The organism is Pelomonas sp. Root1237 (assembly GCF_001425055.1).
Taxonomy (GTDB): Bacteria; Pseudomonadota; Gammaproteobacteria; order Burkholderiales; family Burkholderiaceae_C; genus Pelomonas.
Genome location: NZ_LMDK01000004.1, coordinates 165,909 through 186,993, shown reverse-complemented (window position 1 = coordinate 186,993; position 21,085 = coordinate 165,909). Strand labels below are relative to the sequence as shown.

The 21,085-nt window shown below is 69.3% G+C and carries 23 protein-coding genes; 17 read left to right on the top strand and 6 right to left on the bottom strand.

Features of this window, described 5'->3' with window-relative positions; all coding sequences use genetic code 11:
* Positions 1 to 25: 25 nt before the first annotated feature.
* The 3 genes from ASC91_RS06370 to ASC91_RS06360 all read left to right on the top strand — a co-directional run bounded on the left by ASC91_RS06370 (position 26) and on the right by ASC91_RS06360 (position 2,607).
* Positions 26 to 631: a TetR/AcrR family transcriptional regulator gene (locus ASC91_RS06370; protein WP_056193947.1), complete on the top strand. Its 606-nt coding sequence runs from the start codon at positions 26 to 28 to the stop codon at positions 629 to 631.
* A gap of 141 nt (positions 632 to 772) precedes the next feature.
* Positions 773 to 1,609 (top strand): oxidoreductase, encoded by an 837-nt coding sequence (locus ASC91_RS06365; protein ID WP_056193944.1) that lies wholly within the window; start codon positions 773 to 775, stop codon positions 1,607 to 1,609.
* Complete coding sequence (locus tag ASC91_RS06360; protein WP_056193941.1) at positions 1,606 to 2,607, top strand: NADP-dependent oxidoreductase; 1,002 nt, start codon at positions 1,606 to 1,608, stop codon at positions 2,605 to 2,607. Before ASC91_RS06365 ends, ASC91_RS06360 begins: the two co-directional genes overlap by 4 nt.
* On the opposite strand, the gene ASC91_RS06355 is transcribed toward ASC91_RS06360, so the two are convergent.
* A complete protein-coding gene (locus ASC91_RS06355; RefSeq protein ID WP_162247744.1) occupies positions 2,594 to 3,637 on the bottom strand; it encodes a DUF3500 domain-containing protein in 1,044 nt (347 codons plus the stop codon). The genes ASC91_RS06360 and ASC91_RS06355 overlap by 14 nt on opposite strands.
* Positions 3,638 to 3,730: 93 nt before the next feature.
* Between ASC91_RS06355 and ASC91_RS06350 the strand changes: the two genes are divergently transcribed.
* The 13 genes from ASC91_RS06350 (at position 3,731) to ASC91_RS06290 (ending at position 14,741) form a co-directional block, all read left to right on the top strand.
* Entirely contained in the window at positions 3,731 to 4,210 is a 480-nt protein-coding gene (locus ASC91_RS06350; protein WP_056193933.1) for a VOC family protein, read from the top strand.
* A 31-nt stretch (positions 4,211 to 4,241) separates the two neighbouring features.
* Complete coding sequence (locus ASC91_RS06345) at positions 4,242 to 5,393, top strand: serine hydrolase (protein WP_082532475.1); 1,152 nt, start codon at positions 4,242 to 4,244, stop codon at positions 5,391 to 5,393.
* Between the two features lie 114 nt (positions 5,394 to 5,507).
* On the top strand, positions 5,508 to 6,239 hold the full coding sequence (locus ASC91_RS06340) for a hypothetical protein (protein ID WP_162247743.1): 732 nt from the start codon (positions 5,508 to 5,510) through the stop codon (positions 6,237 to 6,239).
* 110 nt (positions 6,240 to 6,349) lie between these two features.
* Positions 6,350 to 6,970: a heme ABC exporter ATP-binding protein CcmA gene (gene ccmA, locus ASC91_RS06335; protein ID WP_082532474.1), complete on the top strand. Its 621-nt coding sequence runs from the start codon at positions 6,350 to 6,352 to the stop codon at positions 6,968 to 6,970.
* Positions 6,970 to 7,632, top strand: coding sequence for a heme exporter protein CcmB (ccmB, locus tag ASC91_RS29290; protein ID WP_056193924.1), 663 nt, complete (start codon positions 6,970 to 6,972; stop codon positions 7,630 to 7,632). The genes ccmA and ccmB overlap by 1 nt, the downstream gene beginning before the upstream one ends.
* A complete protein-coding gene (gene ccmC, locus ASC91_RS29285) occupies positions 7,633 to 8,385 on the top strand; it encodes a heme ABC transporter permease CcmC (RefSeq protein WP_056193922.1) in 753 nt (250 codons plus the stop codon).
* 91 nt (positions 8,386 to 8,476) lie between these two features.
* Positions 8,477 to 8,899: a cytochrome c maturation protein CcmE gene (ccmE, locus tag ASC91_RS06320; protein ID WP_056193920.1), complete on the top strand. Its 423-nt coding sequence runs from the start codon at positions 8,477 to 8,479 to the stop codon at positions 8,897 to 8,899.
* Positions 8,896 to 10,821: a heme lyase CcmF/NrfE family subunit gene (locus ASC91_RS06315; protein WP_056193916.1), complete on the top strand. Its 1,926-nt coding sequence runs from the start codon at positions 8,896 to 8,898 to the stop codon at positions 10,819 to 10,821. Before ccmE ends, ASC91_RS06315 begins: the two co-directional genes overlap by 4 nt.
* Positions 10,818 to 11,342, top strand: coding sequence for a DsbE family thiol:disulfide interchange protein (locus ASC91_RS06310; protein ID WP_056193913.1), 525 nt, complete (start codon positions 10,818 to 10,820; stop codon positions 11,340 to 11,342). The genes ASC91_RS06315 and ASC91_RS06310 overlap by 4 nt, the downstream gene beginning before the upstream one ends.
* Positions 11,335 to 11,700, top strand: a complete 366-nt coding sequence (locus tag ASC91_RS06305; RefSeq protein ID WP_056193910.1) for a cytochrome c-type biogenesis protein — start codon at positions 11,335 to 11,337, stop codon at positions 11,698 to 11,700. The genes ASC91_RS06310 and ASC91_RS06305 overlap by 8 nt, the downstream gene beginning before the upstream one ends.
* Positions 11,697 to 12,326, top strand: coding sequence for a tetratricopeptide repeat protein (locus ASC91_RS06300; RefSeq protein ID WP_056193905.1), 630 nt, complete (start codon positions 11,697 to 11,699; stop codon positions 12,324 to 12,326). The genes ASC91_RS06305 and ASC91_RS06300 overlap by 4 nt, the downstream gene beginning before the upstream one ends.
* Positions 12,327 to 12,372: 46 nt before the next feature.
* Positions 12,373 to 13,698 carry a chromate efflux transporter gene (gene chrA, locus ASC91_RS06295; RefSeq protein WP_056193901.1) on the top strand — a complete coding sequence of 442 codons (1,326 nt, stop codon included), beginning with the start codon at positions 12,373 to 12,375 and terminating at the stop codon, positions 13,696 to 13,698.
* Complete coding sequence (locus tag ASC91_RS06290) at positions 13,695 to 14,741, top strand: glycoside hydrolase family 88 protein (RefSeq protein ID WP_157281215.1); 1,047 nt, start codon at positions 13,695 to 13,697, stop codon at positions 14,739 to 14,741. Before chrA ends, ASC91_RS06290 begins: the two co-directional genes overlap by 4 nt.
* Here ASC91_RS06290 and ASC91_RS06285 read toward each other — a convergent pair.
* Positions 14,705 to 15,430, bottom strand: a complete 726-nt coding sequence (locus ASC91_RS06285; protein ID WP_056193895.1) for a hypothetical protein — start codon at positions 15,428 to 15,430, stop codon at positions 14,705 to 14,707. The two genes, ASC91_RS06290 and ASC91_RS06285, sit on opposite strands and share 37 nt — an antisense overlap.
* 111 nt (positions 15,431 to 15,541) lie before the next feature.
* Between ASC91_RS06285 and ASC91_RS06280 the strand changes: the two genes are divergently transcribed.
* The gene (locus tag ASC91_RS06280; protein WP_056193892.1) at positions 15,542 to 16,330 is read left to right on the top strand and encodes a hypothetical protein; all 789 of its coding nucleotides are present in this window, start codon (positions 15,542 to 15,544) and stop codon (positions 16,328 to 16,330) included.
* Between the two features lie 141 nt (positions 16,331 to 16,471).
* Here ASC91_RS06280 and ASC91_RS06275 read toward each other — a convergent pair whose 3' ends face one another.
* Genes ASC91_RS06275 through ASC91_RS06260 form a run of 4 tightly spaced genes read right to left on the bottom strand, consistent with a single transcriptional unit; the run spans position 16,472 to position 20,979 of the window.
* Positions 16,472 to 18,052 (bottom strand): hybrid sensor histidine kinase/response regulator, encoded by a 1,581-nt coding sequence (locus ASC91_RS06275; RefSeq protein WP_056193889.1) that lies wholly within the window; start codon positions 18,050 to 18,052, stop codon positions 16,472 to 16,474.
* On the bottom strand, positions 18,049 to 18,504 hold the full coding sequence (locus tag ASC91_RS06270) for a response regulator (protein ID WP_056193887.1): 456 nt from the start codon (positions 18,502 to 18,504) through the stop codon (positions 18,049 to 18,051). Before ASC91_RS06270 ends, ASC91_RS06275 begins: the two co-directional genes overlap by 4 nt.
* Positions 18,470 to 19,942, bottom strand: coding sequence for an ATP-binding protein (locus tag ASC91_RS06265; RefSeq protein WP_056193884.1), 1,473 nt, complete (start codon positions 19,940 to 19,942; stop codon positions 18,470 to 18,472). Before ASC91_RS06265 ends, ASC91_RS06270 begins: the two co-directional genes overlap by 35 nt.
* Positions 19,939 to 20,979, bottom strand: coding sequence for an ABC transporter substrate-binding protein (locus tag ASC91_RS06260; protein ID WP_056193881.1), 1,041 nt, complete (start codon positions 20,977 to 20,979; stop codon positions 19,939 to 19,941). The genes ASC91_RS06265 and ASC91_RS06260 overlap by 4 nt, the downstream gene beginning before the upstream one ends.
* Between the last annotated feature and the right edge of the window lie 106 nt (positions 20,980 to 21,085).

The window sequence follows — 21,085 nt, the reverse complement described above, 5'->3', positions numbered from 1 at the left end:
ACGGCAGCCCCGGATCGCATGACGTATGATGAGCGTCATGCGAAATACAGCAAGCAATGCCAGAGCCGCGGCCAAGGAGGCCTCGCACGAACGCATCGTGTCGGCCGCGGCGCGAGCCATCCGCCGCAGCGGCTACGACGGCACGGGCGTCGCCGACATCATGAAGGAGGCCGGGCTGACCCACGGCGCCTTCTACGCCCACTTCACGTCCCGGGAGGCCATGCTGGCGGAAGCGGCCGGGCTGGCCTGTGCCCAGGCAGCCGCCGCCGTGGCTGACGTCGTGGCCCACACGCCGCCCGACAAGACCCTGGAGACCATGCTGCACGCCTACCTCTCCAAGGCCCACGTCGAGCAGGTGGAACTCGGCTGCCCACTGGCGGCCCTGGGCTCGGAGACATCCCGCCAGGCTCCCGAGGTGCGCAGGGTGACCACACGCCACATCAAGGCGATGGTGGACCTGATTGCGCGCCAGTCGCCCGACTGGGGGCAACCCGCGGCTCATGAACACGCATTGGTCACCCTGGCGACCATGGTCGGCGCCCTGCTGCTGGCACGCGCCGTTGACGAACCTGCACTGTCGAGCGGCATGCTCGACGCGGCGCTGAAGCGCCTGGCTCCCACCCATCCCTGAACCCTCACCGATGCAGTCGGCCTTTTGTTCGCACTTAAGTATGACGAACATCATGCGAGTAAAGATTCAAACCTTCCTGACTCGCCGTGCACCGCGTATGCCGGCAAGTTCCTGACCCTCACACGCGAACGAAAGAACACCATGAACACGAACAACAAGATCGCCCTCGTGACGGGCGCCTCCTCAGGCATAGGCCAGGCCACCGCCGAGCGGCTCGCGAAGGCGGGCTACACCGTGTACGGCACCAGCCGGCAGGGGCGGCAGGCGGGGCAGCGCGGGTTCAAGATGCTGGCCCTGGACGTGACGCTGGACGACTCGGTCCAGGCCGCAGTGGACCAGGTGATGGCGCTGCACGGCCGCATCGACCTGCTCATCAACAACGCCGGCTTTGGCGTCGCGCCGGCCGGCGCGGAGGAAAGCTCCATCGAGCAGGCGCAGGCCATCTTCGACACCAACTTCTTCGGCATCGTCCGCATGACGCGGGCCGTCCTGCCGCACATGCGGCGCCAGGGCAGCGGCCGCATCATCAACATCGGCTCCGTGCTGGGCTTCCTGCCCATGCCCTACGGCGCGCTCTACGCCGCGACCAAGCACGCGATCGAAGGCTATTCCGAGTCGCTTGACCATGAGCTGCGCACCCGGGGCATCCGCGTCTCGGTCGTCGAGCCCGCCTACACGAAGACGCCGTTCGACGCCAACTTCCTGGAGCCCGATGCCAAGCTCGATGCGTACCGCGAGGCCCGTGTGGCGGTGAGCGAGAGGGTGAGGCAAGTGATGACGACCGCAGACCAGCCAGGCGTCGTCGCCGAGGTCGTACTGAAAGCCGCCAGCGCAGCTCAGCCGCAACTCCGCTACACGGCCGGCGGGCTCGCGAGCCGCCTGCGACTGCTGCGCCGATTCGCGCCCGCTGGCCTGGTGGACGCCGGGATTCGGCGCGATCTGCAGCTCGACGCGGTATCGTCGGCGAGCGCATCATGAAAGCCTTTCTCCTCGACCGCTACGGCAAGAACCGCACATTGCGGTCGGCAGAGGTGCCGGCTCCGACGCTGCGCGATGACGAGGTGCTGGTCCAGGTCCACGCCGCCGGCGTGAACCTGCTGGACGCCAAGATCAGGAGCGGCGAATTCAAGCTCATCCTGCCTTACCAACTGCCCCTGGTGCTGGGCCATGACGTGGCCGGCGTCGTCACCGAAGTCGGGCCGCGCGTGCAAGGTTTCAAGCCGGGCGACGAGGTCTATGCGCGGCCCGATGACTTCCGCATCGGCAGCTTCGCCGAATACGTGGCCGTCAAGGAGGCGTCCCTGGCGCTCAAGCCCAAGGCGCTCAGCATGGAAGAGGCCGCGTCGCTGCCGCTGGTGGGCCTGACCGCCTGGCAGGCCCTCATCGAGAGGGCGAAGCTGAAGAAGGGGCAGAAGGTCTTCATCCAGGCCGGCTCCGGTGGCGTCGGCAGCTTCGCCATCCAGCTGGCCAAGCATGTGGGGGCCACTGTCGCCACCACGACCAGCGGCGCCAACATCGAGCTCGTGAAGCGCCTGGGCGCCGACGTCGTCATCGACTACCGCAACGAGGACTTCGAGCGCGTGCTGCAGGACTACGACGTCGTGCTGCACAGCCAGGACACCGCGGCGCTGCACAAGTCCCTGCGCGTACTCAAGCCCGGCGGCACCCTCATCTCGATCTCCGGCCCGCCCGATCCGGCTTTCGCAAAGGGCCTGGGCGCGCCCTGGTTTGTGCGCCTCGTCGTGCGTCTGTTGAGCGCCGGCGTCAGGCGGGCGGCAGCGCGCCTGGGCTTGAACTACTCATTCCTGTTCATGCGGGCCAGCGGGCAACAGCTGCGCGAGATCACTCGCCTGGTCGACGCCGGCGCGATACGCCCTGTCGTGGATCGCGTCTTTGCGTTCGAATCGACGAACGAAGCGCTGGCCTACGTCGAAACAGGCCGGGCCAAGGGCAAGGTGGTGGTCAAGGTGAGGTAGACGCCCGGTGGCGATGCGCGCTGCCCTCGGCCTTGCGGTAGTGCTCGGCCAGCACATCGCGGCCGAAATCGCCGTCGAAGTCGCGCCACACCGAATGGATGTGGTTGCCACCCGAGTTGTCGAACTCGATGAGGAAGCTGGCGCCCTGGATGCGGAAGTAAAACGGCTGGCCGGCCTGCGTTGATCCGGCCCAGCCCATGCGGATGCCGTCGAGCGGCGCGGCGCGCACGCGGCCCAGGCGAGCCTGGGCCAGATCGGGTTGAAGGTGGTCGGCCAAGGCGGCGATCAGCTTCAGCACCTGGGCCTGCTGGCCGGCGTCCATGTCCGCGAAGGGCAGGCCCATGGCGTCCAGCGGCCTGGCACGCGCGGCATTGCCGCTGACGATGTCGCCAAAGGGGCGGGTGCTGAAGATGGCGCGCGAACGCTGTGCCGGCGCCAGACCGGCCAGCCATTGGCGGGCCAGGTCTTCCTCGCTACCCAGCAGGCGAAAGCCCTGCTGCGGCCCGGCAGGCACGACGGCCGGGTTGGCGCCAAAGAATTGCGGCAGCGTCGACACATAGCGGTCGCCGTTCAGGCTGAAGTGCAGCGACAGGTGATGCCCCTCGATGCGCCAGCCCCAACCAGTCGCGCCCGGCTCGCCGTAGATCGCGACGGCGTAGTTGTCGGGATCGCGAAAGCTGCCCGAGCTCTCGATCTGGCGCAGCGCGATCTCCAGCGCCATCAGCGCCCTGACCTTGCCCAGCCCGCCCTCGTTCAGCGCGGTGCGCAGCAGGGCCGTCGTCGCCTCGCGCTGCGCGGGCGACATGGCCTTCCAGGCGATGCCGTCACGGCGCCGCGGCGTGTAGTGCCAGTCGCTACGGGCCGCATCGGTGAAAGGTTGCAGCAGCTCGCCGCGCTGCGACGCCGGCGTGGCCTGCGCGAGCTGTCGGGCTGCCTGGGCGGGGGCCGGCACCTGGGCGTGCAGCTTCGGCATGACGGCAAGCAGGGTCAGGAGGGCCGAACTGGCCAGCAGTGAACGGCGGAGCTTCATGACCCCCAACATAACGTAACCACCAGGGCATCTGCTAGGGATCAACATTCGGCCAGGCCGGCCCTAGGCTGGCCACTCACTCAGGAGACCCCCATGGCCGCCAAGAACACGATCTGCCTCTGGTACGACGGCGATGCCGAAGCCGCCGCGCGCTTCTATGCCGAAACCTTCCCCGACAGCCGCGTCGGCGCCGTCCACCGCGCGCCGGGCGACTATCCCGACGGCAAGCAGGGTAACGTGCTGACCGTGGAGTTCACCGTCGCCGGCATCCCGTGCATCGGCTTGAACGGTGGGCCGATGTTCAAGCACAGCGAAGCCTTCTCCTTCCAGATCGCCACCGACAACCAGGCCGAGACCGACCGCCTGTGGAAAGCCATCGTCGGCAATGGTGGGCAGGAAAGCCAGTGCGGTTGGTGCAAGGACCGCTGGGGGCTGTCGTGGCAGATCACGCCGCGCGCGCTCATCGATGCCATCAGCGACCCCGATCCTGCCGCAGCCAAGCGGGCCTTCGAGGCCATGATGGAGATGCAGAAGATCGACATCGCCAAGATCGAGGCCGCACGACGCGGTTGAGCGGGCCCGCCGGGCCCTGAGAATCCCGGCCATGAGACCTGCCCTCACCATCGCAGGGCTGCTGGCCGCCGCCCTGCTGGTCAGTTGCGCCCACCGCCCCAGCCTCGCACCCCAACCCCTCGCCGAGGCTGACGCGGCCGTCGAGCGCTTCATCGCCCAGGGCCAGCTGCCGGGCGCCGCTGTGTGGATCGAGCGCGTCGGCCATGGCAGCCACCACCGCGCCTACGGCCAGCGTGCCGTCGAGCCGGCGCCCGAGCCGCTGGACGAGGCCACCGTCTTCGACGCCGCCTCGCTGACCAAGCCGGTCGTCACCGCCACGCTGGTGCAGTTGCTGCGCGAGCGCGGCCAGCTTGACCTCGAAGCGCCGCTGCAGCGCTACCTGCCAGGCTGCGGCGGCGCCGACAAGGCCGGCATCACGCTGCGCCTGCTGCTGACGCACAGCTCGGGCCTGCCCTCCGGCCTGCCCCGCAACGGCGCCGGCGACTGGGCGGGCAAGGACGACGCCCTGCGCATCGCCTGCGACCTGCTCCTGGCCGCCGCGCCGGGCACTCAGTTCCGCTACTCGGACGTCAACTACATCCTGCTCGGCCTGATCGTCGAACGCACCAGCGGTGTGGCGCTGGAGCGCTTGGCCGAGCAGGCCCTGTTCCAGCCCCTGGGCATGAAGGACAGCGGCTATCTGCCGCTGCGTCGCATGGACGTCTCACGCGTCGCACCGACCGAAAAGTTGCCCGATGGCCAGGTGCTGCGCGGCGAGGTGCACGACCCGACCGCCCGCAAGATGGGTGGCGTGGCTGGCCATGCAGGCCTGTTCACGACGACGGCGGACCTGGCCCGCTTCGCGCGCATGCTGCTGGCCGGCGGCGTGGGCGAGGACGGCCGACGCCTGCTGTCCGAGCAAAGCGTGGCCCTGCTGACGACGCCGCAGTCCCCGCCCGGCCTCGCAGAGCAGCGCGGCATGGGCTGGGACATCGCCTCGCCCTATGCGCGCCCGCTCGGCAGCCTCTATCCGCCCACCAGTTTTGGCCACACCGGCTTCACCGGTTGCGCCTTCTGGCTGGACCCGACGAGCCGCAGCTTTTTCGTGCTGCTGTCCAACCGCGTGCATCCAACCGCAGGCACCAATGTGCTGCCGCTGTATGGCGAGCTGGGCACGCTGGCGGCGCGGGCAGCGGGTTTGTAGGCGGATAAGCCAACCTCGTCGCGCCCCAGCCCGTTTCGTCGCATGAGCCCGACCTCCTGCGCGCGTCGCGCCTAGATTGCAGGCCTTCAATGGCACCGGATCTGCATGAACCCCATGAGGCGTGACTGGTCGAGACGGGTCTTGCTCGGCGTGCTGGCGGCTGCGCCGGCTGCCACCAGGGCGGCGCTGGCGACCCAAGGCGAGGTGTTCGTTGTCTCCAGCCTGTACTCGCGGCACAAGCTGGTGCCGGCCTATGGCCTGCCCGTGCTCCGCCAGGTCATCGAGGCCGTGAAGCCCGATGTGCTGGTGTTGGACGTCACACCCAAGGAACTGCGCACCCGCAAGGTCTGGCCCGGCAAGGTCGAGTACCTCGACGTCATCTTTCCCTACCTCGATGCCACCGGCATCCCGGCTCTGGGATCGGAACCGGACGAAGCCTTGTTCAATCAGCTGACGGGCTCGGTGGGCCAGGCTTACAAGGCCTTCGGTGAGCGGAACCCGGCCGGCGCCAAGGCGCTCGACGAGCTGAAGCAGGCCACGTATCGCGCGCTGGCCAGCGGGTGGAGCTCTGCTGCCGACGTGAACAGCGAGAAGACGGACCGGCTGGTGGCTGCGCTGCGGGAGATCGAGGAGGGCCTGGTGGGCCAGGAGGCTGCCCAGGTGCAGGCCCAGTGGGATCAGCACCACGCCGATCGGCTGCGCGACGCCGTGCACGCGCATGCCGGCAAACGGGTGCTGATGCTGGTGGGCATCGAAAGCCGCTACCGCGTGCTGCGCAACCTGCGGTCTGCGGACGAGATTCACCCGACCGACGCCGAGGCGTGGCTGCGGCGCGCTGGACTTTGATCCCGCGCCCCGAAGCCTGACGGCTTGAGCGCGAAAAGCAGCGCCAACTGAAATAGCTCAGTCGTTTTGCTTCGTTGGCGCGGCATGGCCCGCTGCCTAGAGTGGCGGGCATGTCTCTCGCCCTCGCTTCCCTTTCTGCGCCACCCGTGCTCATCCTGCAGCGCGTGGGCCAGTCGCGTGGGGCGCGGCCGCTGTTCGAAGAGGTGGACCTGGCCCTGCATCCCGGCCAGCTGCTGTGGGTGCAGGGCGCCAACGGCAGCGGCAAGACCAGCCTGCTGCGGCTGATCTGCGGCCTCAGCGCGCCGCGCGCGGGGCGGGTGCATGTGGAGCGCGACTTGCTCTACATCGGCCACCGGCCCGGGCTCAAGGACGTGCTGTCGGTCATCGAGCAGCTGCGCAGCAGCGCCGCGCTGGCCGGGCGTCCTTGCACTGAAGGACAGGCCCTGGCGGCACTCGCGCCGGTCGGCCTAGACGACGCCGCCGGGCTGCGCCTGGCCCAGCTGTCCGAGGGCCAGCGCCGCCGCGTCGCCCTGGCGCAGTTGTGGCTTCCCCGGGTTGCACCGCTGTGGGTGCTGGACGAGCCGCTCGCCGCGCTGGACGCCGCGATGGCCGATCGCATCGCCCAACGCCTGGACCGGCATGCGGATGAAGGCGGCAGCGTCGTGTTCACCAGCCACCAGGCCCTGCCGCTCAAGCGCAGCGTCCGCAGCCTGCAGCTCGGGAGGCCCTGATGGGCGCCGCAGCCCAAGCCGCCGCGGCGCTCGCCCGGCGGGAGTGGTCCAGCACGCTGCGCCAGCCGGCCGAATGGCTGACGCCGCTGGGCTTCGTCGTCGGCGTGGCCGCCATGTTTCCCCTGGGTCTCGGGCCCGAGCCGGCTAGGTTGCGCGAGCTGGCGCCGGGCTTGCTGTGGATTGCCGCACTGCTGGCCAGCCTGCTGGCCCTGCCGCGCCTGTTCGCACCCGACCTGGCCGACGGCAGCCTGGAGCAATGGTGGCTGGCGCCGCTGCCACGCCCTTTTGCCGTGGCGCTGAAGCTGGCCGTGCACTGGGCCTTGGGCAGCCTGCCGCTGGTGCTCGTCACGCCGCTGCTGGCGCTGGCCTTCGGCATCGAAAACCCGACGCCACTCGCGCTGAGCCTGCTGCTCGGCACACCCGCGCTGGCTCTGCTCGGCGGCCTGGGCGCGGCGCTGGTGCTGCATGCGCGCGCCGGCGCCGGCTTGCTGGCCCTGCTGCTGCTGCCGTTGGAGGTGCCGGTGCTCGTCTTCGGCACTGCGGCGGCCCAAGGCGGTGCGAATGCAGACACCGCCCTGCTGCTGCTCGGCGCCTGGCTGGCCGTGCTGCTGGCGCTAGCGCCCTGGGCCACATCGGCCGCCCTCTCACTGATGTTGGATTGAATGACCACCCCGCACCCGCTCTGGCGCTATGCCAGCCCCGCCCACTTCCTGCCGCTGACCGGCCGGCTGCTGCCCGCACTGTGGCTGCTGGCTGCGCTGGGCATCGCCGGAGGCCTCACGCTCGGCCTCTTCATCGCGCCCACCGACGCCCAGCAGGGCGAGGCCTACCGCATCCTCTACCTGCACGTGCCGGCGGCCTGGATCGCGATGGTCTGCTACGGCGCCATGGCCTTCTGGGCGCTGTGGGGCCTGGCCTGGAAGACGCGGCTGGCCTTCGTGCTGATGCGCGCGCTGGCGCCCACCGGCGCCCTGTTCGCCGTGCTGACGCTGCTGACCGGCTCGCTGTGGGGCCGGCCGACCTGGGGCACCTGGTGGGTCTGGGATGCACGCCTCACCTCGGCCCTGCTGCTGGCCCTGCTCTATGTCGGCTTTATCGCACTGACCTCGGCGGTCGACACGCCAGACGACCCGCGTCGTGGCGACCAGGCCGGCGCACTGCTGGCGCTGGTGGGCGCGCTGAACCTGCCAGTGCTGTATTTCTCGGTCAGCTGGTGGAACACGCTGCACCAGGGCGCGTCGATCAGCACCCGCGGCAGCGCCATCGCGCCGGAGATGCTGGCGGCGCTGCTGCTGTCGACGCTGGGGTTCTGGGTCTATGCCGGCGCTGTCGTGCTGGCGCGGGCTCGAAGGCTGCTCCATGCCCGGGTCGAGTCCGAAGCGCGCTGGCCGCGTGCGCTTGGGAGCCTGGCATGAGCGAGCTCTTCGGCGCCCACGCGTTCTATGTCTGGGCTTCACTCACCGCCGTGGCCCTAGGCATCGCCGTGGAGCTGTGGTCCCTCCGCCGATGAAACCCCGCCACATCCGCCTCCTCGGCCTGCTCGCCATGCTGGCCCTGCTCGCAATGGCCGGCGGCCTGGTGCTGAAAGCCTTTCGCCAGAACCTCGTCTTCTTCGTCACGCCCAGCGAGATCGTGCGCGGTGAAGCGCCGGCCGGCACGCGCTTTCGGCTCGGCGGCATGGTGGCGCCCGGTTCGGTGCAGCGCGGCGCCGACGGCCTGATGAGCTTCACGGTCACCGACGGTGCACGCGACGTCGCCGTGAGCTACCGCGGCCCGCTGCCCGACCTGTTTCGCGAAGGCAAGGGCGTGGTCGCGCAGGGCAAGCTGGCCGGCCTGGGCTTCGTCGCCGACGAGGTGCTGGCCAAGCATGACGAGAGCTACATGCCGCCCGAGGCTGCCGCGGCGCTCAAACAAGCGAGCGCAAGATGACGCCCGAACTCGGCCAGTTCGCACTGCTGCTGGCGTTGGCGGTCGCACTCGCGCAGGCGCTACTGCCGCTGTGGGGCGCACAGTCCGGCCGCACGCGCTGGATGGCTCTTGCGCGGCCCCTGGCCACCGTCGGCTTCGGCCTCGTCAGCACCGCCTTCGCCACGCTGGTCGCCAGCTTCATCCAGCTCGACACCTCGGTCGCCTACGTCGCCGCCAACGCCAGCCACGAGCTGCCGCTGGGCTATCGCATCACGGCGAGCTGGGGCGGGCACGAGGGCTCGCTGCTGCTGTGGGTGTGGATGCTGGCGGCCTGGGGCGCGCTGGTGGCCGCCCGCAGCCGCAAGCTACCGCCCGCCTTCGCGGCGCGCGTGCAGGGCGTGCTTGGCGCCGTGGCGGCTGGCTTCCTCGCCTTCATCGCCTTCACGTCCAACCCCTTTGCTCGGCTGCTGCCCGCGCCGCTGGAGGGCCGCGACCTGAACCCGCTGCTGCAGGACCCCGGCATGGCGGCCCACCCGCCGCTGCTCTACATGGGCTATGTCGGCTTCGCGGTCGGCTTCGCCTTCGCGGTGGCGGCGCTGCTGGACGACGCGCCCGATGCGCGCTGGACGCGCTGGGCCCGGCCCTGGGTGCTGGCCGCTTGGTCGACACTGACGGGCGGCATCCTGCTCGGCAGCTTCTGGGCCTATTACGAACTGGGCTGGGGTGGCTTCTGGTTCTGGGATGCGGTCGAGAACGCGGCCTTCATGCCCTGGCTGCTGGGCACCGCGCTGATCCACTCGCTGGCCGTGGCCGACAAGCGGCCGGGCTTCCTGCGCTGGAGCCTGCTGCTGGCCCTGCTGGCTTTTGCGCTGTCGTTGCTGGGCACCTTCCTCGTGCGCTCGGGCGTGGTCAGCTCGGTCCACGCGTTCGCGAGCGACCCGTCGCGCGGCCTCTTCATCCTGGCGCTGCTGGCGCTGGCCGTGGGCGGGTCGCTGACGCTGTACGCGCTGCGCGTGGGCCGCCTGCCCGCGGCCGAGGGCTACGCTCTAGGCTCGCGCGAATCGCTGCTGCTGCTGAACAACCTGCTGCTGGCCACGGCCACGGGCACCGTGCTGCTGGGCACGCTCTACCCGCTGGCGGCCGAGGTTATCTCGGGCACCAAGCTGTCGGTCGGCGCCCCCTACTTCGATACCGTCTTCCCGCCCATCATGCTGCCCCTGGTCGCCCTCCTCGTTATCGGGCCGCTGGCGCGCTGGCGGGTCGCGACACTCGGCGCCGTGAGGCCGCTACTGCCGCTGGCCTTGGCGGCGCTGGCGAGTGCTGCGGTGCTGGCGCTCGCGCTGCAGGGCTCGCTGTGGCTGGCTGCCGGCATCGCCACAGGCCTGTGGGCACTGGGCGGCACCGTGGCGCTGGCCTGGCGCCAACGCGCCGCCTGGCGGCACAACCTGCCGCTGTGGCTGGCACATGCCGGCATCGCCGTGTTCGTGCTGGGCGTGACGCTGGTGCGCAGCCTGGAGCAGGCGCATGACCTGCAACTCGCGCCCGGCGAGCAGGTGCTCGTGGCAGGCCATCTGCTGCGCTTCGAAAGGCTGGAGGCCGTGGACGGCGCCAACTACCGCGCCGCCCGGGCCAAGCTGGTGTGGCAACACGGCGGTGAGGTCATCACGCTGTCGCCGGAGAAGCGCGTCTATACCCGTCGGCAGTCTGCGATGACCGAGGCTGCCATCTCGCGCGGCCCGTGGCGCGACGTCTACGTCAGCCTGGGCGATGCCGATGTCGACGGGCGCTGGGCGCTGCGCCTGCAGATCAAGCCCTTCATGAGCTGGGTGTGGATCGGCGCGCTGCTGATGGCCGTCGGTGGCCTCTGGGGCGCACTCGCTCGGGGACGCAGCCCGCGCGCCGAGTTGCAACCCAACTTCGTCCCCGCGCTGTCGACGCCATGAAACCCAAGCTCGCCACCCTCGTTCCGCTGCTGGCCAGCGCAGCCCTCGTTACGCTGCTCGCACGCGGCCTGAACCGAGATGCCCAAGCGGAACCCACTTCGCCGCTGGTCGGCAAACCCGCGCCCGTGCTGGACCTGGAGCGCCTGCATGGCGAAAGCCTGGCCTTGCAAGGCCAGGTCTGGGTGCTGAATGTGTTCGCCTCCTGGTGCGCGCCTTGCCGTGCCGAGCTGCCGGTGCTGGGTCAGCTGGCCGAACAGAGCGGCGTGCGCGTCGTCGGCCTGGACTACCGCGACACGCCCGAGCTGGGCCTGGGCTTCCTGAAGCGCCACGGCAACCCGTATGCGCTGACCTGGCTGGACCCGCAAGGCAAGGGCAGCCTGGCCTGGGGCATCACCGGCGTGCCCGAAACCTTTGTCATCGACCGTCGCGGCATCGTGCGGCTGCGGCACACCGGGCCGGTCACGGCGGAAGACTTGAACAAGCGCTTGCTGCCGCTCATCAAGAGGCTGCAAAGTGCGTAGCCTCATCGCGATCGTTCTGCTGACCGCCGCGCTCGTCGCGCAGGCCGAGGATCTCGACACCCGCGTCGAGCGCTTGGCCCAGGAGCTGCGTTGCGTGGTCTGCCAGAGCCAGAGCGTGGCCGAGTCCAGCGCGCCGCTGGCCGTCGACATGAAGCGCCAGCTGCGCGAAGGCCTGGCCGCTGGCCGCAGCGAAGTCGAGCTGCGTGAGGAGCTGGTGCAGCGCTATGGCGAGCAGGTGCTCTACCGCCCCGCCCTGCACGCCGGCACGGCGCCGCTCTGGTTCGGGCCGCTGGCACTGCTGGCCATCGGTGCCGGTGTCTATCTGCGCCAGGGCCGGCGGCGCGAGGAGCCGCGATGAGCCTATTCATCCTCGCCGCCGTCGTGTTGACGCTGGCCTCGCTGCTGCCTCTCGCGCCGGCCCTGCTGGGCCCCAACAGCCCACGCGCATGGCGCACCGCTGCAGTCCTGGGACTGGCCCTGCCGCTCGCTGCCAGCCTGCTCTACGTCCAACTCGGCCGACCCGACGCCATCAACCCGCCGCCTGCGCCGCCCGCCAACCCCGTTCAGCAGATGGTGCAGCGCCTGGCCGACCGCCTGCAGCGCACGCCCGACGACGCCGAAGGCTGGGCCCTGCTGGCCCGCGCCTACGAGCAGCTGGGCCGCCCGCAGGACGCCCTGCCCGCCTACGCGCAGCTCGAACGGCTGCGCCCCGCCGACCCGCAGCCCTTGAGCCAGCACGCCGTCACCCTCGCCCTGGTGCAAGGCCAGGGCCTCGCTGGCGAGCCCGAGGCGCTGCTGCAGCGCGCCCTCAAGCTCGACCCGCGCTATGTGCCCACGCTGGCCTTGCTCGGCAGCGCCGCTCATGAGCGCGGCGACACGGCGGCGGCTGTGGGCTACTGGCGCCGCGTGCTGGCCGAGGTGCCGGCCGACAGCGACATCGCCGCCTCGCTGCGCGACAGCATCGCGAAGGCGCAGGCCCGTTGAACAGGCCCTACATTGCGGCTGACCGTCTTCAGCCCGGAGCCCCGCCATCGACTCGCCGCCCCGCCCCGTCAGCTTCTGGGAAGCCTTCCGCTTCTGGCTCAAGCTCGGCTTCATCAGCTTCGGCGGGCCGGCCGGGCAGATCGCCATCATGCACACCGAGCTGGTCGAGCGCCGCCGCTGGATCAGCGAGAAGCGCTTCCTGCATGCGCTGAACTACTGCATGGTCCTGCCCGGCCCCGAGGCCCAGCAGCTCGCCACCTACATCGGCTGGCTGATGCATCGCAGCTGGGGCGGCATCGTCGCCGGCGCGCTGTTCGTGCTGCCGTCCCTCTTCATCCTCATCGCGCTGGCCTGGGTCTACATGGCCTGGGGCAAGCTGCCCGTCGTGGCCGGCCTGTTCTATGGCCTCAAGCCCGCGGTGACGGCGCTGGTCGTGCATGCGGCCCACCGCATCGGCACGCGGGCGCTGAAGAACGGCTGGCTGTGGGGCATCGCTGCCGCCGCCTTTGTCGCCATCTTTGCGCTGGACGCACCCTTCCCGCTGATCGTGCTGGCCGCTGCCCTCATCGGCCACATCGGCGGCCGGTTGGCGCCGCAGGTTTTCGCCCTCGGCGGCGGCCACGGTGCTGCCAAGCAGGGCTACGGCCCGGCCCTCATCGACGACGACACGCCGACGCCACCCCATGCCCGCTTCAGCCGCAGCCGCCTGGCCCGCGTGCTCGCCATCGGCCTCGGGCTGTGGCTGGCCGCCATGGCCGGCCTGGTCGCCGCCCACGGTTTTCAAGGCGCGCTGACGCAGATGGGCTGGTTCTTCACCAAGGCCGCACTGCTGACCTTTGGCGGCGCCTATGCGGTGCTGCCCTATGTCTACCAGGGCGCGGTCGAGCAGCACCAGTGGCTGACCGGCACGCAGATGATCGACGGCCTGGCCCTGGGCGAGACAACGCCGGGGCCGCTGATCATGGTGGTCGCCTTCGTCGGCTTCGTCGGCGGCTGGGTGAAGCAGCTCTTCGGGCCGGACTCGCTCTTCCTGGCCGGCGCCGCGGCGGCGAGCGTCGTCACCTTCTTCACCTTCCTGCCGTCCTTTGTCTTCATCCTGGCTGGCGGCCCGGTCATCGAGTCCACGCATGGCAAGTTGCAGTTCACGGCGCCACTGACGGCCATCACGGCGGCGGTCGTCGGTGTCATCCTCAACCTGGCCGTGTTCTTCGCGTATCACGTGCTGTGGCCCCAGGGCTTTGGCGGGCGCTTCGACGGGGTCTCGGCGCTGATCGCCGCGGGCGCCGGTGTTGCGCTGTTCCGCTTCAAGCTGGGCGTCATGCCGCTGCTGGGCCTGTGCGCGGCGATCGGCCTGGCCACCACGCTGCTGTGAGGCGGCGCCAGGCCTGCATTGCCTTGGGCGCCGTCGCCACCAGCGCGCGCCCGGCGGCCCAGCCGCCGGCGAGCGACGCACGGCGCCTGGCGCTGGTCATCGCCTCACAGTACGTCGCCACGCCAACGCCCCATTACGTCAACGCCCTGCTGATCTCGGCACAGAGGCGTCTTGGCCGGCCCGAGATGGCGCGCACCGCCACGGCAGCCCTGCGCGAGGCCGTCAGCGCGCCGGGCTATGCCTTGCCCACCGACTGGCCGCGCCTGGCCGGCTATGCCGCTCTGGCGGAAGCGGCGACGCTGGACGGCGACACGGCGGCCGGCGCGCTGGCCGTGCAGGCGCTGCGCTCGGTATTGGCCGACACCGCCGCCGGCCCGCGCCTCGCCGGCTTGCGCTCGTGGACGGACGACATGTTCATGGCCACGCTGCTGCTGGACCGCACCGCGCCCCTGCTGCCCGCGCAGGAACGCAAGCGCGCGGCCGTCGCCCTGACCGCTGCGCTGCTGCATCTCTCTGACCGACTGCAGCGGCCCGACGGCCTTTTTGAACACGCTGAGGCTTCCCCGGTCGCCTGGGGCCGCGGCAACGGCTTCGCGTCGCTCGCCCTTGCGCAAGCCGTCGCCGGCCCGCTGCAGGGTTTTGCCGCCGCTGCACCCCTGATCGGACGCCTGCAAAACCAGCTGCACGCGCTGCTGCCCCTGCTAGGCGCGGACGGCCTGTGGCGCCAGGTGCTGGACCAGCCCAGCGCCCAGCCCGAACTGACCGTGACGGCGATGAGCCTGACCGCACTGGTCATGGCCCGCAGCCACGGCTGGCTGCCCGCCGGCGTGGCAGACGCGGCCGTCACCCGCGCCTGGGCGGGCATGCAGTCGCGCATCGATGCAACCGGCGGCTTCCGCGATGTCTGCGCCGGCACGCCGGCCGGGCCGACGCTGGACTTCTATCTGCAGCGGCCCATCGTGCACGGCCGGGACGATCGGGCGGCGGCGATGGTGTTGCTGGCGGTTCAGTCGTTCTGCCGGGAGCCTGGCTGTTCGGCATAGCGCAACAACGCCTTTGCCGCCTCGACCCGCAAGGCCAGCGCGGCCGTCTCGTCGTTCAGCACCTGCTGCAGGAAGCGCTTGGGCTCCACATCTGCGCTCGACGGTTGAGCTGCGGGCGATGAGCCGGTCGAGACCACGGGCTGCAGCCGTTGCATCGCGGCGGCCAGAGCCGCCGGCTTGATGCTCTCCAGCCGCGCGAGCAGGTCAGCCTGCCCTTCGATGCCCGGCGGGATGTCCAGCCAGGGTGTGTCGGCAAACACCGGCGCGAGGTCGGGCGCAACGAAGGCGGACCAGTTTTCCGTGGCGTCCTGCTGCGCCGGCACGAGCGCTGCGTCGAAGGTCTGGCCGGCCGCCGATGGACTCAACCGCAGGCGTGCAGGCGCGACGCCGGCCAGGTAGCGTGCCTGCAGATGGGCGAGAAACGCCGCCGCGCGCAATGCGCTCATCGGCGCCTGCAGCGAGAACCACAGCTGCAGCCCGTCGCTGCCCGACACGGCGATGGCGGGGGCGGGCAGCTCAAGATCGGCCTGCACGCCGCGCCAGACCTTGGACAGCACATCCCAGTCGGCAGGGCCAGTCAGCTCCATGACCATTGCCCGTACCTGGCCCGCACCATCGATCAAATGCCCGCCCAGATCCGGCGAGGTCAAAAGGTACAAGCGATGCAACTCGGACTGCAGGCGGTTCATGTCGATGGGCGTTGGGGGGCGAAGCGAATCTACCGCAAGCGTCGCCACCGCGAGGGCGGCCGCCCACACCTATAGTGCATGCGGCCCGATGGATTCCGTTCGAAGGTGCACATGCAGCCACCCGCAAGCTTCGTCGCAGGAATCCTCAGGGTCGCCGCATGCGCCGTTTTCGTCGCCACCACGGCGCTGCTGCTCGGTGGCTGTGCCGGCCAATCACGGCTGCTGCACCCCCCTGCCCTCGACGCCACGACGGCACTTGGCTGGCGCGCCGAAACGGCGGACGGCATCAAGCTCGATGTGCAGCAAGTCATCGTCCGCAACGATGCGGCCAGCTGGGTGCGCGAAGCCGACTGGGATGAGTACGCGCTGGTCGTGCGCAACGACAGCCGCACACCGGTCCAGCTGCGCTCGATCTCGCTCGCCAACGACGTCCTCGACAACGTCAACCACACCACCGCACCCGATCAGCTCAAGAGCGAGACGACGCGCAACGTCGACGCCATGAAAACGGCCGGGCGCATCGTGGTGATTGGCTCCACCGGTGCGGTGGCCGGTGTGCTGGTGCTGGCAAGCGCGGCCGGCTACACCGTGATGGTGCCGATCCTGCCTCTGGCCCTGCTGGTGGGCGGCATCTCGGCCTACCGAACGCAGAGCAGGGTCAACGCCGAGTCCCTGGTGATCGAGTATGAGATCAAGCGGCGCGGCTTCCAGTTGCCAGCCGACCTCGCCCCTGGCGCCGAACTGCGGCGCAGCGCGTTCTTCCCCGTCACACCGGCGCCGCAGCGCTTGCGCCTGCTGTATGGCGTTGGCAATGAGCAGCGCGAACTCCTGCTGGCATTGCCTGCGCTTTCGGGTCTACACATCCAACCCGCGGAAAAGGCGGAGCCCTCAGGCCGCTGAAGAACTTGGTCATCACCGGGACATCTATGCGCTTTGCGCGAAATCTATCGCGGGAATCCTTCAAGAGACGGTGATCTCGCCGGCCAATGGATGTGTTGTCCAACGCGAAACGAAGGAGCGGCGCACGCACCACCGGTAAGGTCACCTGGCCGCGGCCAGGAGCCGCCCAACCAGTGCGGTCAGGTCGCGGAAGGTGTCTTCCTTTTCAAGCACGGCGCGCACGCCCGCGGCCGTCGCTTGTTCGCGCAATTCGTCGGTGATCAGGCCTGAGCTGATCACCACAGGCAACCCAGGGCGGAGGGAGGCGATCTCGCGTGCGACGTCGAGGCCTGAACGGACAGGCATGTTGTAGTCGGTCACGAACAAGTCCACTGCATCGGGTGCGTCGCCGAGGGCCGCAAGCGCAGCGGCTGCCTCGGTGAAGCCGCTGCAGCGGTAGCCGGCCCGCTCCAGCAGGCGCACGACGACCAGCACGACGGTCTCATCGTCGTCCAGGTAGATCACGTGTTCGCCATGCCCGAGGGACGGTGCATCCGACATGCGCTCGATGCTCATCGACGGCAGCGGCGGATTGACGGCAGGCAGGTAGAGGTGGAAGGTGCAGCCCTGGCCGGGGGCGCTGTCCACGGCAATGCTGCCCTGGTGCGCAACGACGATGCCATGGACGACCGACAAGCCCAGGCCCGTGCCCTGACCCGTCGGCTTGGTCGTGAAGAAGGGCTCGAAGATCCGCTCGCGTGTTGCGGCATCCATGCCCATGCCCGTATCGCTCACCCATAGATGGGCATAGGGACCGGCAACCAGCCCCGACAATGCCCGGGCTGTGGCTGCGTCCAGATGCACCGCCTCAAGGCCGATGACGATCTTGCCGACCTCACCACGCAACGCATGCCAGGCATTCGTGCTCAGATTCATCAGCACCTGCTGCAGCTGGGTGGCGTCGCCATCGACATGCAGAGGCTCATCGCTCAGGCTCAATTCGAGTTCAGCGCCAGCTGGCAGCGTCACGCGCAGCAAGCCATAGGTCTCATCGACGATCGGCCGCAGCGCGACGTTGCGCAATTGCTGCGGCTGGCGGCGGCTGAAGGTCAGGATCTGACGAACAAGGTCGCGTGCGCGCAGGCCGGCCTTCTGGATTTCGCCCAGCATCGTCAGCGCGGGATGGTCGGCCTCGAGTTCACCTCGCGCGAGTTCGACATTGCCGAGGATCGCGCCAAGGATGTTGTTGAAGTCGTGGGCGATGCCGCCTGCGAGCGTCCCGAGGGATTCCATCTTTTGCGCCTCGCCGAGCTGCGCCTCGAAGCGTCTCAACTCGGCCTCCGCCTCTCGATGCGCGGCCCGGCGAGCGGCCTGGACGAGCTCGCGCTCGAGCACCGGCGCAAGCCGACTCATGTTGTCCTTCATCACATAGTCGTTGGCACCGGCCTTCATCGCGACCACGGCCGTTTCCTCGCCGATGGTGCCGGAGACAAAGATGAAGGGGATGTCCAGACCGCTCGCGCGGAAGGTGGTGAGCGCTTCCAGGCCGCTGAAGCCCGGCATGCTGAAGTCGGAGATCACCGCATCCCACGGGCCCTGGACAAGGGCTGACTGCAGCGCCGCCAGATCCTGGACCCGGTGGAAATCAGGCGCGAAGCCTGCGCGGCGCAGCAGGCGCATCGCCAGGCGGGCGTCGTTTTCCGAGTCCTCGACGGCAAGAACCCTGATCGGCCGTTGATTCATGACGACGCCGGCCGCGGCGGCAATTGGTTGAGTGCGAGCCAGTAGATACCGAGCACCTTGACCGCCTCGAGAAACTCGGTGAAGTCGACGGGCTTGCGCACATAGCTGTTGGCGCCCAGCTTGTAGCCCGAAACGATGTCCTGCTCCTCCTTCGACGAGGTCAGGATCACTGCCGGAAGCAACGCCGTGCGGGGGTCGGCGCGCATCGCCTTGAGCACGCCAAGCCCATCCAGTCGGGGCAGCTTCAAGTCGAGGATGATCAGTGTTGGCAGCGCCGCCTCAGCACGATGGGCATGGGCACCACGCGCAAACAGGAAATCGAGCGCTTCCACGCCGTCACGGGCGACAACCAGCGGATTCATCAGATGGCTGCGCTTGAATGCGCGCAGCGTCAGCGCGACATCGTCCGGGTTGTCTTCAACCAGCAGGATGACCTTGCTCTCGTCGCTCATCGGTTTGCTCCAGGATACGGAAGAAGAATGTGGCGCCACTGCCGAGGCTGGCCTGGGCCCATAACGGCCAGCCATGGCGGCGCAGCACACGCTGAACAATCGCCAGGCCGACGCCGGTGCCCGGGAAATCGCTTTCGTGGTGAAGGCGCTGGAAGGCGCCGAACAGGCGATCGGCATAGGCCATGTCGAAGCCTGCACCGTTGTCGGCAACAAAACAGACCCGGTCCCTGCCTTCATGGCGCATGCCCACACGAATGACGGCGTCGGCGGTCTTGCCCGTGAATTTCCAGGCGTTTTCGAGCAGGTTCTGCAGCGCGATGTGGATCAGCTCCCGGTCGGCCTGCACCCTGATGCCCTCGTCGATCTCCCAGCGCACCTGGCGCTCGGGTTGACTCCGGGCCAGTGTGGCCGCCATCTCGTGGACCATGGTGCTGATGTCCACCTCCTGAATGCGCAGCTCGGCTCGCGTCACCCGCGCCAGGCCCAGCAGCTCGTCGATCAGGCGACCCATGCGCTGGCTGGCGGCGCGGATGCGCTGCAGGCTGTCACGGGCCTCATCGTCGAGCTGATCGCCATAGTCCTCGATCAAAGCCAGCGAGAAGCCATCCATGCTGCGAAGGGGGCTGCGCAGGTCGTGCGAGACCGAGTAGCTGAATGACTCGAGCTCATTGTTCAGCGAGACGAGTTCCCGATTGCTGAGCTCGAGCTGGCCAAAGGAATCCCGCAGGGCGCGCGTCATCGCGTCAAAGTGGCGCGCCATCTCGCCGAGTTCATCGGCGCTGCCGACATCGAGCTCGAACGACCAGTTGCCGGCGGCCACCTCGCGAGTGGCCTGCTCGAGCCGCGCGATAGGGCGGAGCACGTCGCGCCGGAACATCCAGACGGCAGCCCCCGTGATCAGCGCCATCAACACCAGTCCCGCGGCCGTCACGAGGACCACTCGCTGTTGCGTCTCGTCGATACGAACGCCCGCATCGTCAATCAGCTTGGCCGCGTCGACGAGGCTTCTTTGCTGCAGGATCAGCAGCCGGCTGGAGATCTGGACCTCGAAGCGCTGCTGGACCTCGTCGGCGACGCCACCGGCGGCTCGCGTGGGCACAACTTCGCCGAACAAGCGGTGGCTGGCCTCGCCGTTGGCGCGCAGCTCGGCCAGTGTCCTGGCTGCGGCATCGTCAAGGCCGGTCGGCAATGCAAGCAGGCCTTCAAGACGCTGCCAGACCGCCTGTTCCTGCAATCGGGCGCGTTCGCGACGGTTGAGCAGGTATTCGAAGGTGACCATGCGGATGTCGTTGAGCGCGCTGGCGATCGCGGCGCTGTGGCGGCGCTGCTTGACAGCGGCACTGACCTGGGTGTTCGCCCAGCCGATGCTGGCGGCGATCAGCACCATGGCGCCGAACATCAGCGCTGCGGCGATCCGGGCCTTGCTGCTGATCTTCATCGCACCACCGTCACCCGCCCCGGGCTCGCGGCCAGCAAGGCGTCGAGGCTCAGATGGGACAGGAAGTTCGGCATCGGCTGCGTGGGCGCATAACCGCGCGCCATCGCCCAGCCCGCCACGTCTTCGAGCGTGACCAACTGGGCCTGCTGCTGATCGACCTCCAGATCCAGGGCCTGCCAGGCCGGCTCGAGCGCCTCGGGGTCGAGCTTCAGGCGTGCCGCCAGCAGCGTCTTCGCCTGCATGGGGTCGAGCTGCACGAAACGCTCGGCATCCAGCAGGGCCAGCAGCAGTCTGCGCAAAGCCTCGCCGCGGGTGGACATGAATTCGCTGCGGCCGACAAGCACGTAGTTCTGGGCATAGGCATCGGGTGCACTGAACGAGATGATGGCGCTGCCCAGGGCCAGCTCGGCTTCATGCCGGACCGGCTGCCAGGCGGCGATGGCGTCCACGCTGCCGTCGCGCAGCGCGGCGATCAGGCGGGTTGGCGGCAGGTCCACAAGGATCAGCGACTGCGGGGCCAGGCGATGGCGCACCATGAAGGCCCACAGGAAGTATTCGCCGCTGGTCCCGAGGGTGACGCCCACCCGGCGCCCCTGCAGGCCGGCCGGTGAGCTGATTTCGCGGTCGCGACGCGCCAGCACGGCCAGTTCGTTGGAGGCGCTCGCCACCGCCGCCGCCATGCTCAGCGGCGCACCTTTGAGCACCTCGATGACGATGGGCACGTCGGCCGCGGCGGCGAGGTCCGCGCCGCCTCGCAGGAGCTCGGCCAGCGCAGCTTTGCCATGGGTTTGCGGCAGCACCGTCACTGCCAGACCGCGTTCATCGAAGAAGCCCCGTGCCGCGGCGATGTGAATAAGACCGGCATGCGGCGCCTGGGGAAGCGCAATCGAGAGCCGCTCGGGCGCCAAGGGCGGGCCGGACCGGCGCCGGCTCAGGCCAAACGCCGTGGCAAGCACGGCGAGTGAGGCCAGGCCTGCCAGATGACGGCGATTCAGACGGCGGTTCAGACCGCGACCCGCCGGGGTCGGAGCGCTCATTTGGTCCTCCCGCACCCACCACGCCAAGGCCATGTAGGCCACATGGATAACGGGTTAAGTGTGTTGTCTAAGCTCGTTTGAACGAAGAGTACGGGCACGGCTAGCG